15 protein-coding genes are annotated in these 15,944 nt (G+C 44.8%); 8 read left to right on the top strand and 7 right to left on the bottom strand.

The genetic code is table 11. The features are described 5' to 3' along the window. Positions 1-29 precede the first annotated feature (29 nt). The 4 genes from ABXS75_02735 to ABXS75_02720 are packed head-to-tail and all read left to right on the top strand — an operon-like array spanning position 30 to position 3,682. The gene (locus ABXS75_02735) at positions 30-881 is read left to right on the top strand and encodes a class II fructose-bisphosphate aldolase (GenBank protein ID XCP85733.1); all 852 of its coding nucleotides are present in this window, start codon (positions 30-32) and stop codon (positions 879-881) included. Next, the gene (locus ABXS75_02730; protein XCP85732.1) at positions 835-1,866 is read left to right on the top strand and encodes a PHP domain-containing protein; all 1,032 of its coding nucleotides are present in this window, start codon (positions 835-837) and stop codon (positions 1,864-1,866) included. Before ABXS75_02735 ends, ABXS75_02730 begins: the two co-directional genes overlap by 47 nt. Before the next feature lie 13 nt (positions 1,867-1,879). Further along, entirely contained in the window at positions 1,880-2,743 is an 864-nt protein-coding gene (locus tag ABXS75_02725) for a transketolase (protein ID XCP85731.1), read from the top strand. Beyond that, a complete protein-coding gene (locus tag ABXS75_02720) occupies positions 2,744-3,682 on the top strand; it encodes a transketolase C-terminal domain-containing protein (protein ID XCP85730.1) in 939 nt (312 codons plus the stop codon). It begins immediately after the preceding gene. A 228-nt stretch (positions 3,683-3,910) separates the two neighbouring features. On the opposite strand, the gene ABXS75_02715 is transcribed toward ABXS75_02720, so the two are convergent. The 7 genes from ABXS75_02715 to ABXS75_02685 all read right to left on the bottom strand — a co-directional run bounded on the left by ABXS75_02715 (position 3,911) and on the right by ABXS75_02685 (position 10,796). Then, on the bottom strand, positions 3,911-4,870 hold the full coding sequence (locus tag ABXS75_02715; protein ID XCP85729.1) for a carbohydrate kinase: 960 nt from the start codon (positions 4,868-4,870) through the stop codon (positions 3,911-3,913). A 217-nt stretch (positions 4,871-5,087) separates the two neighbouring features. Continuing rightward, positions 5,088-5,789 (bottom strand): RloB family protein, encoded by a 702-nt coding sequence (locus ABXS75_02710; protein ID XCP85728.1) that lies wholly within the window; start codon positions 5,787-5,789, stop codon positions 5,088-5,090. Between the two features lie 2 nt (positions 5,790-5,791). Further along, positions 5,792-7,150, bottom strand: a complete 1,359-nt coding sequence (locus ABXS75_02705; protein ID XCP85727.1) for an AAA family ATPase — start codon at positions 7,148-7,150, stop codon at positions 5,792-5,794. Positions 7,151-7,407: 257 nt separating this feature from the next. Then, complete coding sequence (locus ABXS75_02700; protein ID XCP85726.1) at positions 7,408-7,818, bottom strand: hypothetical protein; 411 nt, start codon at positions 7,816-7,818, stop codon at positions 7,408-7,410. A 216-nt stretch (positions 7,819-8,034) separates the two neighbouring features. Then, positions 8,035-8,310, bottom strand: a complete 276-nt coding sequence (spoVG, locus tag ABXS75_02695; GenBank protein XCP85725.1) for a septation regulator SpoVG — start codon at positions 8,308-8,310, stop codon at positions 8,035-8,037. A gap of 96 nt (positions 8,311-8,406) precedes the next feature. After that, positions 8,407-9,525: a glucose-1-phosphate adenylyltransferase subunit GlgD gene (glgD, locus tag ABXS75_02690; GenBank protein XCP87074.1), complete on the bottom strand. Its 1,119-nt coding sequence runs from the start codon at positions 9,523-9,525 to the stop codon at positions 8,407-8,409. Then, positions 9,525-10,796: a glucose-1-phosphate adenylyltransferase gene (locus tag ABXS75_02685; protein XCP85724.1), complete on the bottom strand. Its 1,272-nt coding sequence runs from the start codon at positions 10,794-10,796 to the stop codon at positions 9,525-9,527. Before ABXS75_02685 ends, glgD begins: the two co-directional genes overlap by 1 nt. Positions 10,797-11,010: 214 nt before the next feature. Between ABXS75_02685 and murC the strand changes: the two genes are divergently transcribed. From murC to ABXS75_02665, 4 genes are all read left to right on the top strand, one after another. Beyond that, positions 11,011-12,390 carry a UDP-N-acetylmuramate--L-alanine ligase gene (murC, locus tag ABXS75_02680; GenBank protein ID XCP85723.1) on the top strand — a complete coding sequence of 460 codons (1,380 nt, stop codon included), beginning with the start codon at positions 11,011-11,013 and terminating at the stop codon, positions 12,388-12,390. Between the two features lie 139 nt (positions 12,391-12,529). Continuing rightward, positions 12,530-13,669: a DnaD domain protein gene (locus ABXS75_02675; GenBank protein ID XCP85722.1), complete on the top strand. Its 1,140-nt coding sequence runs from the start codon at positions 12,530-12,532 to the stop codon at positions 13,667-13,669. A gap of 77 nt (positions 13,670-13,746) precedes the next feature. After that, complete coding sequence (locus tag ABXS75_02670; protein XCP85721.1) at positions 13,747-14,742, top strand: ATP-binding protein; 996 nt, start codon at positions 13,747-13,749, stop codon at positions 14,740-14,742. After that, positions 14,743-15,930, top strand: coding sequence for a ribose-phosphate pyrophosphokinase (locus ABXS75_02665; GenBank protein XCP85720.1), 1,188 nt, complete (start codon positions 14,743-14,745; stop codon positions 15,928-15,930). The last annotated feature ends 14 nt before the right edge of the window (positions 15,931-15,944 follow it).

Here is a 15,944-nt window from a genome sequence, read left to right as displayed (position 1 = left end):
ACTACCTCATTAAAAAAGGAGGTATACATATGAGTAAGAGAACATTTTCAGAAGAATTAATTTATGCAAAGCAACACTCCTATGCCGTTGGCGCATTCAACATCTTTAATGAATTGTCCGCCAGAGCTGTCGTAAAAGCCGCTGTCTCTTTAGATACTCCTGTTATCCTTCAGACATCGGTAACCACCATTAAACAGCTCGGCGTAGAATCCCTCGGAGCTATGTTAAAACAAGTCAAGAAGGAAGCTCCCGTAAATGTATTGATTCATTTGGATCACTGCCGGGATCTGTCTCTTGCAAAAAGATGTATTGACGACGGATGGGACGCCATTATGTATGACGGCTCAGCTCTTCCTTTTGAAGAAAATATAGCAAACTGCAAAGAAATCGCTGCCTACGCACACGCAAAAAATGTCTGTGTTGAGGGTGAACTCGGACGCATAAGCGGTGTTGAGGATGATATTCAGGTTGACAGCGAGAATGCGTCAGGAGCATCATTATCGGAATCATTAGAATTCGTCCGGACAGCCGACATCGATGCTTTTGCACCCTCTATTGGCACTGCACATGGCGTTTATAAAGGCGTCCCACATATTGATTTTAATCTGGTGGAGCAGCTTGCACGGGAGATTGATACTCCTATTGTGATTCACGGCGGCACAGGTCTTTCAGAAGAAACCTTCCGTCGACTGATCAGATCAGGTGCATCGAAGGTAAATGTTTCAACCGCTCTCAAACATGCTTATCTCGATAATGCGAAAGAGTATTTTAAGATCAATCCGACCAAAATCGATCCCCTTGACTTTGACAAATACCTTTCCAATCATATCGAGAATGCAGCAAAGACACATATGGAAATTTTCAGAAAGGACAGGAATTAATCCGATGAATGACCATGCTTACACTCCCAATTATCCTGTAGACCTGCATTGCCATACGACTCGCTCCGACGGAGCGGATACCCCGCTGATGCTGATTGACCATGCCGCCGAATTGGGCATGAAAGTAATCGCTATCACTGATCATGATGTGCGGCCACCCGAAACCATTATGATTGATGACACACTCGAGATAATACCGGTGGAACAATACGCGCGCAATAAAGGAGTCACCGTCTTAAGAGGCATTGAAATATCTTGTGAGACCACTGCGGAGGACTGCCATCTTGTCTGCTTCGGATGCGACTGGTCGGATCCTTTCTTCACAAAACTTGAGCAAGATGTAATCCGCGCAAAAGTAGAAAGTTATCATCGCCTTACTGCTGCCTTAACCAGCGCCGGCATGCCACTTAGCTGGAAAGAAGTTCTGGATAACAACGGACATCCGATTGATGAGAACCAGATTCAGAAAAAGATGATCTTTGAATTGATGGCACGCAAAGGCTACGCGGAGGACTGGAGCAAAGCAAAGCTCATGGTAAAGAACAATCCCGCTTTCCAGTCCCTGCGTCGCAAACCGGATCCTTTGTTCGTCATATCGGAGGTACACCGTTGTGGCGGAATTGCAATCATGGCACATCCTTATCTTGTAAACGACCCTATCTTTCTCCCGGAGGGAAGAATCTCTCGTCATGATTATATTGACCGTCTGATTCACTGGGGGCTGGACGGCATTGAGGCATGCTATACCTATGAGAAAACAAGCTATGACGGCACACAAAGTGCAAAAGAGATTGAACGTGAAATCAAGTTACAGTATGCCGATAGATTATCCATCATATCCGGAGGATCCGATTACCATGCCGACGAGAAAAAAGGCGTACAAAATCCCAGAAGACTGGGCGAATGTGGCCTTACATGGGATGAATTTAATCATAATCTCAAGCTACGCAGTCTCCTGGAACATCAAGCAGATCCGCGGCACTGAGGAGGTATAGAAAATGGCTGATAAAACAAGAATTTTACGTGCAGAACTGGCTGCTGCAAAATCCAGAAAAAATGTCTTTCGAATGGTACGTGCCGGTGGTCACGGACATGTTGGCGGCGCCCTGTCGGCAATCGATATCGTCGCTGCACTCTATTTTGATATTATGAATGTATCCCCCGAGAAGAAGGATGCATCGGATCGAGATAGATTTTTACTGTCAGCGGGGCATAAATGTCTTGCTCAATATGCGGTTCTCGCCGAAAAGGGATATTTCGACAAATCTGTTCTAGATACCTATGGAGCGCTAGGCTCACATATTCCCGGACATCCTGATATGCATAAACTGCCCGGGGTGGAGGCAAATACCGGTGCTCTTGGGCACGGGCTTTCCATCGCCGCAGGAATGGCCATGGCCGCCAAACTGGACAAACTAAATTACAGTGTATATGCGATCACCGGTGACGGGGAGTTACCGGAAGGGTCCAACTGGGAGGCAGCAGCTGCAGCGGCTAAATTTAAGCTGGATAATCTGATAATCTTCATTGATAATAATGGATTGCAGATTAGCGGAAATGTCACAGACGTCATGAATATGGAGCCTATTGATGATAAGTTCAGAACTTTTGGATGGCATGTGGTCACCATAAACGGTAACAATATGAATGAGATCCTGGATACCCTGGATTCTCTTCCTTATAATGGAGGCAAGCCCATCGCTATCCTCTGTAAAACAACAAAAGCAAAAGGACTTTCTTTTGGCGAAAATAATGTGAACTATCATTTCTGGAATGCAACCGAAGAACTTATACAACGTGCGGAAGCCGAACTTGATGAGGTTATTGCACAGATAGAACAACAGCTGGAGGTGGTAGAATAAATGAAAGGTGAAATATTAGATCCCAGAAAAGAATTTGGAAATGCCGTTACAGAACTTGCAAAAACAAATCCAGATGTTGTCGTTTTTTCTGCTGACAGCGGAAAAAGTTCCGGTTTTGGAAATTTTGCAAAGCTATTTCCCGAACGTTACTTCGAATGCGGTATTATGGAGCAAGGTGTTGTTGGAATGGCAGCAGGTATGGCTACAGCCGGAAAGATTCCTGTCTTCTGTGCGATTGCTCCCTTTGTGACGGCCCGTCCGTTTGAGATGGTCAGAAATGACCTTGGTTATATGAAGCAAAACGTAAAAATTGTCGGAAGAAACTGCGGCATTACCTATTCCGATTTGGGTGCCACACATCAGAGTCTCGACGACTATGCAATCATGCGTATAATCCCGGGCATGACCATCCTTGCACCACAGGATCCGATGGAAATCAGGACGGCCGCAAAGGCTATGTTGGAGCACAACGGTCCTGTCTATATGAGAATAGGGAATCCTAAAATCGAAGAAATCTTTGACGAAAAACCGTTCGTCATTGGTGAGGGAGAAATTCTTGCCAAGGGTACAGATGTAACGGTAATCTCCACCGGCTCAACAACAGCCGATGCCATTCAGGCAGTCCATCAATTGACGAAGGAAGGTATTTCCGTTGAATTAATCGGCATGCCTACCGTGTGGCCGTTGGATAAAGAATTGATTCTCAACTCCGCCCGTAAAACGGGCAAAGTCATCACTGTCGAGGAACATTACCAAAACGGTGGCCTCGGAAGTATTGTAACTGAATTGTTAAGCGAAGAACAGGGAGTTATAGTAAGAAGGTTGGGATTACCGAATGCATATGCCATCACCTGCGGCGATTACCGAGAATTACTGCACTACTATCATCTCGACAGCGAAGGAATTGCCGAAAAGATAACAGAGTATTTGCATCAATAATTAATATAGTATCTCCTAATAACCCCCGGAGCCTCTCATGTACCCATGTGATACGCCCCGGGGATTCTCTCACGTATTAAGGACTTCGTAGATTAATCCCAGCCAGAAACAACGGCAATAATTACTGTGCACACATTCCGTGACGCGGCTGTCTCTGTGGAATACGATTTCCTGACATTACCTGACCATCTCTCAAGTCAGGTAATAGCCCTTTTTATCTTAATATCCTTACTTTAACATTGCCTCGATATCCGCCTTCTCCGGCATAGACCGAATCGCGCCCTTCTTGGTAGTGATAAGCGAAGCACCCGCATTTGCAAATGTCAGCATTTCCTTCAGATTCTCCTCACTCAGATCCTCAATTCCATGCTCCAGCACATAATTCAGCACGCTTCCGCAGAAGGTATCTCCTGCTCCTGTCGTGTCCACCACATGCTCCTGTGCGAATCCCGGAACCTCCACGCGCAGATCTTTGTAATATGCACGGCTTCCGTCCTTACCCATGGTAAGGCATACCAGCGGAATGTGGAATTTATCACGGATAATCTGAATTCCCTCGTCATAATCCTCCACGCCGCTGATGAACTGAATCTCATTATCAGAGATCTTCAGAATATCACAGTGCTCCATCGCCGATAACATCTGCTCCTTCGCCAGATCCATAGAGCTCCAGAGCGGCGGTCTGAGGTTCGGATCAAGAGAAATCAAAAGGCCGTTCTTCTTCGCAAGCTCTACTGCCTTCAAGGTTGCCTCCCGCACATCCTCATGCGTCATGGATAATGTACCAAAATGGAAAATCTTCGCCTTCTTGATGGCCTCTTCACTGATTTCCTCTTTTTTCAGCATCATATCCGCTCCCGGTTTCCGGTAAAACGAAAATTCTCTATCTCCATCCGGGAATGTATGTACAAATGCAAGTGTTGTATTAATCTCTTCATCTACAAGAAGGTTCTCTGAATTGATTCCTGCCTCCTCGATGGTTTCCCGCAAAAGCCGTCCGAACTGGTCATTTCCTACCTTACCGATAAATGCAGTCTTCTTACCCAGCTTCTGCAAGATAGCAAGAACGTTACACGGCGCCCCGCCCGGATTCGCTTCAAACAGGTTGTTTCCCTGTCCGCTCTTTCCGTTCATCGTAAAATCAATCAATAACTCTCCCAGCGCGATTACATCAAATTCTTTTTCCATTCTGATCTTACCTCCTGAATTTTCGCAAAATTCTGCCTCTCCTCGAAAACACTGCTTCCTCTACACAATCATTACCGGGCTTTCCGGCAACTCGTCCGTCGCGGCAAAAAATTACTTTATAAAAGAATACCATTTTTCTTCCACTTTCGCAACTTTCACTCGCTTCTTTATCGAATAAACTTATAATCCATTACTCTAATCACCTATAACACCACCACTATTTGCCCTCATCATCTATAATTCCCTGAATAATCTTTCCAATATTACTCGTAAGGTTCCCCAGCGCATTTTCAGCATCCTGATTCAGTTTTCCTTCTTGCTCAATTGCTGTATGTATATTCGCAGCCAATTCTCCGATCGCTGGATTCTCTTTAGGATTCATTTCGCTCTTATTTGTAAAAAGCGCAGTAATATACCTACGCTTACCAACCTTTCTATTTTCCAATATCTCGTCACGATTTGGCAATATGAGTTCTTCATAAGCCCCTTCATAATGTAATAGCAAGAACAATTCAAAGCTCGGATTTGTAATAGCCAGAATATGATTCTTCTGCCCCATTTCATAAACCTCTTTGAATTTATCCGGCTTGTTTTTATATATATCAGCATCAAAAACAACAACCATCTTATCGTGCTTGCTATCAAACTTATTTTTCACAATCCCTTTCTTCATCTCTGCAAATTCAATCAACGCTTTAGGATTAGAAAGATGCGCATCCTCTTCTGTCTTCTCCATCAATCTAATATCAATTAACGGATGAATCTCCAACTTCTTCCTCATATCAATAAGCTTGCGGAAATACCACACTTCCGTATTTGAACCTTCACAAATGAAAAAATACTTTCGAAAGGGCTCTTTTTGCTCCTCGGCATCAGATGGTCTTTTATTCCAATCAGTATATGTACGGATAGGGGCCATAACTATACCCCCTTTCTAAACTCAAATCTGCTAAAAACAGGTATCGCTCCATACCGCCCTTCCAAATATGCCTTGCTCAATTTTTTATCGTAACGCTCCTTAAAGCGGTCAAGTGAATAAATCTTGCTATTATTCTCCTCGCTCCTCTCTATAAACCAGATTTCATCCCTGCGGAATAACTCCTGATCCATGATTGAAGCTTCATGCGTTGTAAAAATCAACTGAACCCCATGATCCTTATGTCTTTCACTAAACAATTTCAGAAAACGCTCTGTAAGTTTCGGATGCAAACTTCTCTCCAACTCATCCACGATATAGACAACATCATCTTCCTTCACAAGAAGCATATCCATCAAATCAAATAGACGTCTTGTACCCTCAGATTCATCTTCAAAATCAAAATCATACAATGACTTTCCATGCCTTAGCTTAATTGTGGTAATTTTAGGCTCCCCATTTCCATTGGATTCAATATTAAAAAATGTCGTATCAGATCTACCAGACACGTGAAAGGACTTTTGACCGGTTTCCGTCAAATTTTTCTTAACATTTTCCATTATATCATCTAAAATAGGCCGGGGTAACATCTTTGACAAATCATTCAAATCAATTTCTTCAATTCGCACATTCGATACGCCCGTATCAAACGTAGAAATCAAATCATTAATCAATGTCAACGAATCATTTTCATAATAGTATTTGAAATCAGTCACTCTGGAATTCGGAGTAATAATAACAATATGGCTCTTCAACCAATTAAATACTTTCTTAAATACCTGAAGATTAGAATTTTCCAAAATCTTCTTCCCATGGTTCATCTCTGCCAAAAACAAACCAGCTATATTATCCTCAAAATCCGAAGCATATGTTTCAAATCGATTATATTCCTCTTTTGATAATGTAATGGAAGAATCAAGCAACGGTTTTGCTCTTTCTTCTCTCTCAAAGATACATTTTGATCCACCGTTTTGATACAGTTCATAAAGCCATTCCCCTGTCATCCGACAATCAGCAAGAGTTGCAGAAAAACCATACGCATAGAATTTGCCGTCAATTTCCATTTGTATTTCAAAAATACTATCCCTTTTTTCATTCTCTTTATCGTTACGGCAAAAATATTTCGCTCCCCATACCGGCAGGCCTTCTTCTAATGTTGATTTAAAAAAGCGAAAAAAATCAACCAAATTACTTTTACCGGAAGCATTTGCACCATAAATAGCAGCATGCTTTAACAGTCTGGTATTACTTCCGATCTTTACCCTATGATCTGATTTTGCACGTATTTTTGAAGATGATACCATCGTCAATTCTGTCTGCTTATCAAACGACTTAAAATTTTCAACTACTATTTTGGTCAACATACGCGCCACGCTCCTTTGGATAAAAGATACTACTATTATACTTTTTCTTTTCAAATTGGTCAATCTAACTTTTGTTATTTAACGATTTTTTCTCTAAATACTTCCCCATTATATCATTTCACAATATACAAATAATTATTCAAAGATATTTTCTCTTATACAACCAACGCGCTGATTCCCTAAACTAGTACCTCCTCTCATAAAATTATTTTTTCCATACAAAAACGGCTGCGCCACATGCACATTAAAAAATTCAATCAACGGCCCCATACAAAACGCCGTAATAATCGTCCCGACGCCAGACACATCACCACGACCCCGATAGCCAGAAACACCACTCGAAGCAAAAGCCCCGGATTCGGAAACGCCCAGTTCACGAACGCCTGCGAATACTGCACCACATACCCCAAAAGAAACAAATTCACAAACGTAGCCAGCCCCACATAATGCCTGTCCGCCAAAAACGAAAAACTAAGCAGCATCAGATTCGCGATCACATAAAGCGTCCCAAACTGTATCGGAGCCACAGCGTCCAGCCCTCCCATAAAAGTCTGAAACGGGTCCACCCCAAACACCGAGCACTTAAAAAACCCCACACTAATCCCGCACACCAAAACCCCCAACACACACATCAAAATCCGCTTATTTCTCTCCCGCACTTCCATCATACACTCTCCCAAGTCCTAAATTTTTCTTCCTAATCATATAACCCTTTCCCCCAGATTGCAACTACATTTTCCCGAGAGCGAGTGCCGAAAGACAATCATTCAGGGCGACGGCGTCCCTCCAGTACCGAGATGAACGTCCACCGGACGTTCACTCAGGTATGCTTGGCAAATAAAAAAACCAGGCAGGATCGCTCCCACCTGGTTCTCATTTCCCATCTATTCCTCTTCCGGCTCCTCCAAAAGCGCCTTCTCATACCTCTCCAGAATAATCCTCTGAATCCGCTCCCTGGTCCCGGAATTAATCGGATGAGCAATATCCCGATACTCCCCATCCATTGCCTTCTTGCTCGGCATAGCAATGAAAAGACCTTTCTCGCCCTCGATCACCTTAATATCGTGTACCACAAACTCCTCGTCCATCGTTATGGATACCACTGCCTTTAATTTTCCTTCTTTTGCGACTTTCCGCACACGCACATCTGTAATCTGCATTATAATAGCCCCTTTCTCCTTAATACCTTATTCGCACTCTCTCAAACTTATTAAGTGCTTCTTCTCTTCATATGATAGCTATGGGTTGTCACGCACTTACATCGCATACCTCTCGTTCTTTTCCACAACCACTTTCACACCATCTTCTCCCACATGACGGGTATTGGCGCGAATCGTATCACGGCTTTCCACAATACAGTTCTCAATGTATGTGTTATCTCCCAGATACACATCATTTAAAATGATCGAATTCTTGATCACACAATTATTTCCCACGAATACCTTCTTGAACAGCACCGAATTCTCCACCATACCGTTGATAATACAACCGCTGGAAACCAGACTGTTTTTCACAACTGCCCCCGGATTATACTTTGCAGGCGGCAGGTCCGTAACCTTAGAATAAATACTCGGATGCTGCTTGAAGAAATAGTTCCGCACCTCCGGCTTCAGGAAATCCATATTCGTCCGGTAATAAGCGTCAATCGTGGAAATATTACTCCAATAATCCTCAATCCGATACCCATACATTTTCTTCAGATTCTTATATCTTATCAAAATATCGTTTACAAAATCGTATCTCTCTTCCTCGGCGCAATGCTCTACCAGATCGATGAGCAGCCTCCTTCTAAGCACATAAATTCCTGTGGAGACTGTATTGGAATTTGCCACCATAGGTTTTTCCTCGAATTCCACAATCCTCATCTTATCGTCCATCTTGAGCGTGCCGAATCTGCAGGCATCTTCCTCCGGCTCTAAGTCTTTACAGACCACAGTGATATCCGACTTCTTTTCAATATGGTATTCCAGCACCTTATTATAGTCCATCTTATAGACCGCATCTCCCGATGTCAGGACCACATAAGGCTCATGACATTTTTTCAGGAAATCCAGATTCTGATAAATTGCATCTGCCGTACCCCTGTACCAGTAGCCATTGTCGGCCGTGATCGTAGGCGTAAATACGTATAAGCCGCCTTGTTTTCTTCCAAAATCCCACCACTTGGAAGAGTTCAGATGCTCGTTCAGAGAACGGGCATTATACTGGGTCAATACTGCCACCTTCTGAATATGAGAGTTCGTCATATTGCTAAGAGCAAAATCGATGCTTCGATAACTGCCTGCGATCGGCATGGCAGCCACCGCCCGTTTCCGGGTCAGTTCACGCATCTTGTGACTGTTTCCACCTGCCAAAATGATTCCTACTGCTCTCATCATCTCTCACCTGCCTTTACTAATACCCCGCCGCTCTCCAGCATGCCTTCACAGTAATCTTCTCTCACTGTTACGCCGCTGATCGCCGTATTCTTCCCGATCTGTACATTCGGCGGAATCACTGAATTCTCTCCAATCGTAACAAGGCCCGAATTATAAATGTCTGACCGCAGTTTATTTGGCACTTCGGCTCCAATGCCAAGAACAACATCATCTCCGATCCGCACATTCTCCGCAATGATCGCTTTGTCGACCACGCAGCCATTTCCAATCGTGACATCCTTCATTATGATGGAATCGCGGACTACCGTACCTTGTCCGATCGTAACTCCCGAACCGATGACACAATTATGCACCTCACCATAAATCTCCGCTCCGTCACCGATGATGCTCCTGCCGATCACCGCCTGCTCCGAAATATATTGCGGCGGAATAAGGTCGCTGTTCGTGTAAATCTTCCAGAACTCCTCATATAAATTGAACTCCGGAATGATATCGATCAGCTCCATATTTGCTTCCCAGTAAGAGCTTAGAGTTCCCACATCTTTCCAGTATCCGTTATATTCGTACACAAACATCCGTTTATCGCTTGCATGGCAATACGGTATAATATGCTTGCCAAAATCACACCCCGGCTGGGCCGACAGCTTAATCAGCGCATCCTTTAACACCGGCCAACTGAAAATGTAGATTCCCATAGAAGCCAGATTGCTGCTGGGCTTCTTTGGTTTCTCTTCAAATGCAGTGATCTGTCCCTCTCCATCTGTCACCAGGATTCCGAATCTGCTCGCCTCCTCCAGTGGCACCGGCATCGCCGCAATCGTAACGTCCGCCTGATTGTCCTTGTGGTATTTGAGCATAATCTCATAATCCATCTTGTAAATATGGTCTCCTGACAAAATCAGCACATAATCCGGATTAAACGTCTCCATATATTCAAGATTCTGATAGATTGCATTTGCTGTTCCGGTATACCACTCACTGTTCGCACTCTTCTCGTAAGGGGGAAGAATAGACACTCCTCCAATATTGCGGTCCAGATCCCATGGAATACCGATTCCGATGTGGGTGTTCAGCCTGAGTGGTTGATACTGGGTCAAAACACCTACTGTATCAATACCTGAATTAATACAATTGCTCAGCGGGAAATCGATAATACGGTACTTGCCGCCAAAAGCCACTGCAGGTTTAGCCACTTTGGCAGTCAGCACCCCGAGACGGCTGCCCTGCCCTCCGGCAAGAAGCATCGCTATCATTTCTTTTTTTATCATGTCTTCACCCCTTTGCTGTAAATTTCTTCTTGGTAATTTTAATTATATCACACCCTTTTCATATAGTGAACATATTTTACAAAAATTTTTCGTATATCCATCACTTTTTATGAAAATATACCAAAAAGAAATAGCTTGGTTTTTTTGAGATATATGTATATAATATAGGAGGAAACTTAAAAATATTATTTATAAAAATATAGGAAGTGTATTTATGTATAAAATTGATTTCGACCACCCATGTCATATTCATTTTATCGGTATAGGCGGCATCAGTATGAGTGGACTTGCGGAGATTCTCCTAAAAGAAGGCTTTACTGTTTCCGGCTCAGATTCCAGGGAATCCTCTCTGACGGATCATTTGGAGAATAAAGGCGCAACTGTTTTCTATGGCCAGAGGGCTTCGAATATCATACCGGGAATTGACGCAGTCGTTTATACCGCGGCAATTCATGAAGATAATGAAGAATTTATGGAAGCAAAACGCCAGGGCCTGCCTATGCTCTCCAGAGCGGAACTTCTGGGCCAGCTTATGAAGAATTATGCCGTGCCGATCGCGGTATCCGGTACACACGGGAAGACTACTACCACTTCCATGCTCTCCCATATTTTCCTTGCAGGCGAGATGGATCCGACTATCTCCGTGGGCGGCATTTTAAAGGCGATCAGCGGAAATATCCGCGTTGGAGATTCCGATATTTTTGTGACGGAAGCGTGTGAATACACGAACAGTTTTCTTCACTTCTTCCCAAAAATCGGAGTGATTTTAAATGTAGATGCAGATCATCTTGACTTTTTCAAGGACCTTGATGATATCCGCCATTCTTTCCGCCGGTTCGCCCAGCTTCTTCCCGAGGATGGTACACTGGTGATTAACGGCGATATCGAGAATCTGAACTATTTTACCGAAGGGCTCTCCTGCCGGGTAGTCACCTTTGGCAAAAACGCTTCAGCCAATTACAGAGCGGAGAATATCAGCTATGACGATCACGGCTGCGGCACCTTTGACGTAGTAAGAGACGGCCAGATTCGGGAGCGGATCACCCTTTCTGTCGGTGGGGAGCACAATATTCTCAACGCTCTTTCCGCAGTTGCCGTGGCAGATCTTCTGAAAGTTCCGGCTAAAAGTGTGCAGGAAGGACTTCTTTCTTTCCACGGAACCGACAGACGTTTTGAATATAAGGGACTGCGGAATGGATTTACGATCATTGACGACTACGCCCATCACCCGACCGAGATCATGGCTACGCTAAAGACCGCTGTGAATTACCCCCATAAAGAATTATGGTGCATTTTCCAGCCTCACACCTACACCCGCACAAAGGCCCTGTTCCCGGAATTTGCCGAGGCACTTTCCCATGCAGATCACCTGATCATGGCAGACATTTACGCTGCCAGAGAAACGGACACCTTAGGCGTTTCCTCTGCCCAGCTCGCCGAGGCAGTCAGGGCAAAAGGCAAAGACGCCATATATCTCCCCAGCTTTGAGGAAATCGAAGCATATGTGCTTGAGCATTGCCAAAAAGGGGACCTGTTGATAACCATGGGCGCCGGAGACGTTGTAAACATTGGGGAGGCGCTTTTGAAAGCCTAGTTATCCCCATTATCCACACAATTTTATCCACAAAAAACCCGAAAATCAGGGCAAAAAATTCTTTTTCCACCCCTTACTTCGTGATATAATGTGAACACTCAATGAGCGAAGAATACCTGACAGCAAAGGCGGAATGAGAATGAGTGCTTTAATACTGCGTAACCGTTTTCAGGGCAACACGACCCTGATCGAGAATGATTTTATTGACAACTACATGGCGGCAGCAAACGGCGAATATGTAAAAGTATATTTGCTTTTACTCCGCCACCTGAATAACCCCTGTGTATCCCTTAGTATCTCCCAGATGGCAGACTGCCTTGAGAATACGGAGGGGGATATTGTACGGGCTTTAAAATACTGGGAAAAAGAGGGGCTCATGACGCTCGAATATGATGAAGCGCAGAATGTGCGCGGTGTGGAAGTCGGACGTATTCCCAGCCGGAACACAGTATTCTCGCAAACTGCTGCAAAAGTATCCCGCCAGGCAGATTCAGAGATACGCCGCAGCACTCCGGATACGATACATTTTCAACAATCCGATATTACTTCACAGGCCGCGGCAGAACCGGACTTTGCCTCTCCTGCTTCAGAGCCCGCAAAAAGTGAAGGACATGCTCCTGCCAGACAGACCGTGAACCGCAAAGAGTTAAAACAGATCCTATTTGTGGCGGAGCAATACATGGGGAAGCCTTTGAGTCATACCGAGATGGAGAGTATCACTTACTTTTACGAAACCCTTGGATTTTCCGCCGATTTAATCGACTACTTGATTGAGTATTGTGTGGAAAACGGCCACAAGAGTATGGCTTACATACAGAAGGTCGCTCTCTCCTGGGCAGATGCACATATTACCTCGGTAGAGCAGGCAAGAAATACCTCTGCGCTCTATAACAAGACATGCTATTCGATCCTGAATGCATACGGAATCAAAGGACGCGGACCGGCAGCCCCGGAGCTGGCGTTTATTCGCAGATGGAGCGAGACCTGGGCGTTTGACCTTGAGATTATTCTGGAGGCAGTGGCGCGAACCATGAAAGCGATCCATCAGCCAGGATTTGAATATACCGACCGCATTCTGGAGAACTGGCACCGTCAGGAAGTACATACACTGAATGACATCCAGGTATTGGACAGTGCCTTCACCAAAGAAAAAACAAATACCCGAAAACCAGCAAAATCAGGCCGGTCAGGTCAGGCTGTGGCCGCCAAGACCTGCCAGTTTGAAGAACATACTTACAATATGGACGAGCTTACCAGAAATTTACTTCAGAGCAGCTAGTGTCGTGTATCCTCAAGCTTAGACCCTTTTGTTATAAACGTGAGCGATGCACCAGTTTAACCGAAAAGGAGTTTACCGTGTCTCTTACCAATTCACAATATAATGAGTTAATGCGGATTTATGAAGAAAAACAAGTGAAGAACCGTCATCGGCTGAACCAGCGCTTTGAACAGGTATATACCCGTATTCCGGAGATCAAGGACATTGACGATTCCATCTCCCTGATCAGTGTGAATCAGGCGAAAAAGCTGCTTGGCGGAGATGACAAGGCTCTCTTGGACCTAAAAGGACAGATTCACGAGCTGTCTAAGGAGCGCTATCGTCTCCTCGAAGGCTCAGGCTATCCTTCCGATTATCTGGAGCCTATATATGACTGTCCCGATTGCCAGGACACTGGCTACATCGGCACAGAAAAGTGCCATTGTTTCCGGAAGGCCATCATTGATCTGTTTTACACCAGATCACATCTGGCCGGCATTCTGAAAACAGAGAATTTTGACCATTTTTCTTTTGATTATTATTCAAGAAATTATATAGACCGACTAACCGGGCGAAGCTCCCGCGCGCTTGCCGAAGACGCCTACCGGATCTGTCGGGAATTTGCAGATCACTTTGACGACGGGCGTGAGAACCTTCTTCTGTTTGGCACGACCGGGTGCGGAAAGACCTTCCTCACTCACTGTGTGGCAAAGGAGATCATGGAGTCGATTCATTCCGTTCTCTATCTGACCGCCACCGAGTTTGTAGATGCACAGATGGCGTATGTCCTCTCCAAGACGGACGAAAACGCCATGCTCTGTGAACAGATTCAGAATTGTGATCTGCTCATCATAGATGACCTGGGAACAGAACGAAACACCGAGTTTGTCATTTCCCAGTTATTTGTATGCTTAAATGAGCGCATACTAAATCAGAAATCTACCATCATTTCCACCAATTTTAATTTGGAGGAAATCAAGAACCATTATACGGAGCGCACTTTTTCCCGTATCAGCAACCATTATAAGATGATCCGCCTTGCAGGCGATGACATCCGTATTCAAAAGAAACTTATGAACAGGGAGGACAACTAAATGTTACACCGAACAGAACGAATCCTGGACAATATTCCCGTAGGCTCACTTGGCATCATTGCCTGCACCGGCTGCGAGGATATGGGAAAGGAAGTAGACAAGTTCCTTGTAAAATGGAGAAGAGAAGGTGGGCACGCCCATAAAGACAATATCGTCTTTACCGGGTATGAAAAAGATACCTATCTGATCGACGCCAAAGTACCGCGGTTTGGCTCTGGGGAAGCCAAAGGTATTATCGAAGAATCTGTCCGCGGTAAAGACCTTTATATCATGGTGGACGTGTGCAACTACAGCCTGACCTATTCCCTCACAGGGAATGTCAATCACATGTCTCCGGATGACCATTTCCAGAACCTGAAACGAATCATTGCAGCCGTAGGAGGAAAGGCAAGACGTCTGAATGTCATCATGCCCTTCCTTTATGAGAGCCGTCAGCACAAGCGAAGCGGCCGCGAGTCTTTAGACTGCGCTATCGCTCTTCAGGAACTGGTACGCATGGGAGTGGACAACATCGTAACCTTCGACGCCCACGACCCCAGAGTACAGAACGCCATTCCACTTAATGGCTTCGAGACAGTACGCCCGACATACCAATTTGTCAAAGGACTGCTTCGCACCGTCAAAGATCTGCAGATCGACAGCGACCACATGATGGCAATCAGTCCAGATGAAGGCGCTACAGAACGAGCAATCTACCTGGCCAACGTACTTGGACTGGACATGGGAATGTTCTACAAACGCCGCGATTACACCAAAGTCATAGACGGCCGCAACCCAATCGTTGCACACGAGTTCCTGGGCTCCTCAGTAGAAGGAAAAGACGTGATTATCCTGGACGATATGATCTCCTCCGGAGACAGCATCCTGGACGTAGCCAAACAGCTAAAAGCCCGCAAAGCCAAACGAATTTACGCCGCCGCCACATTCGGCTTATTCACAAACGGCATGGACAAATTCGATAAAGCATACGAAGAGGGCACGTTGGACGGCATCCTGACCACCAACCTCATCTACCAGTCACCAGAACTACTCAGCAGACCGTACTATATTAACTGCGACATGAGCAAATACATCGCCCTCGTAATCGACACCCTCAACCACGACGGCTCGATCAGCAGCATTCTCGACCCCAGCGAAAGAATCCAGCATATCGTCGAGATGTACAAACGAGGAGAAGAAATCGAATAAAGATTTGAATCAAA

This window comes from Roseburia hominis (genome assembly GCA_040702975.1).
Lineage (GTDB): Bacteria > Bacillota > Clostridia > Lachnospirales > Lachnospiraceae > Allocoprococcus > Allocoprococcus hominis_A.
This window is presented reverse-complemented; position numbering and strand designations above follow the sequence as displayed.

Bases quoted from the DNA above. Each gene is read 5' to 3' on its own strand.
- ABXS75_02730 (XCP85732.1), top strand. From the start codon at position 835: ATGCAGCAAAGACACATATGGAAATTTTCAGAAAGGACAGGAATTAAT.
- ABXS75_02665 (XCP85720.1), top strand. From the start codon at position 14,743: ATGTTACACCGAACAGAACGAATCCTGGACAATATTCCCGTAGGCTCA.
- ABXS75_02685 (XCP85724.1), bottom strand. From the start codon at position 10,796: ATGATAAAAAAAGAAATGATAGCGATGCTTCTTGCCGGAGGGCAGGGC.
- murC (XCP85723.1), top strand. From the start codon at position 11,011: ATGTATAAAATTGATTTCGACCACCCATGTCATATTCATTTTATCGGT.
- ABXS75_02705 (XCP85727.1), bottom strand. From the start codon at position 7,150: ATGTTGACCAAAATAGTAGTTGAAAATTTTAAGTCGTTTGATAAGCAG.
- ABXS75_02675 (XCP85722.1), top strand. From the start codon at position 12,530: ATGAGTGCTTTAATACTGCGTAACCGTTTTCAGGGCAACACGACCCTG.
- ABXS75_02735 (XCP85733.1), top strand. From the start codon at position 30: ATGAGTAAGAGAACATTTTCAGAAGAATTAATTTATGCAAAGCAACAC.
- ABXS75_02710 (XCP85728.1), bottom strand. From the start codon at position 5,789: ATGGCCCCTATCCGTACATATACTGATTGGAATAAAAGACCATCTGAT.
- spoVG (XCP85725.1), bottom strand. From the start codon at position 8,310: ATGCAGATTACAGATGTGCGTGTGCGGAAAGTCGCAAAAGAAGGAAAA.
- ABXS75_02715 (XCP85729.1), bottom strand. From the start codon at position 4,870: ATGGAAAAAGAATTTGATGTAATCGCGCTGGGAGAGTTATTGATTGAT.
- ABXS75_02700 (XCP85726.1), bottom strand. From the start codon at position 7,818: ATGATGGAAGTGCGGGAGAGAAATAAGCGGATTTTGATGTGTGTGTTG.
- glgD (XCP87074.1), bottom strand. From the start codon at position 9,525: ATGAGAGCAGTAGGAATCATTTTGGCAGGTGGAAACAGTCACAAGATG.
- ABXS75_02725 (XCP85731.1), top strand. From the start codon at position 1,880: ATGGCTGATAAAACAAGAATTTTACGTGCAGAACTGGCTGCTGCAAAA.
- ABXS75_02720 (XCP85730.1), top strand. From the start codon at position 2,744: ATGAAAGGTGAAATATTAGATCCCAGAAAAGAATTTGGAAATGCCGTT.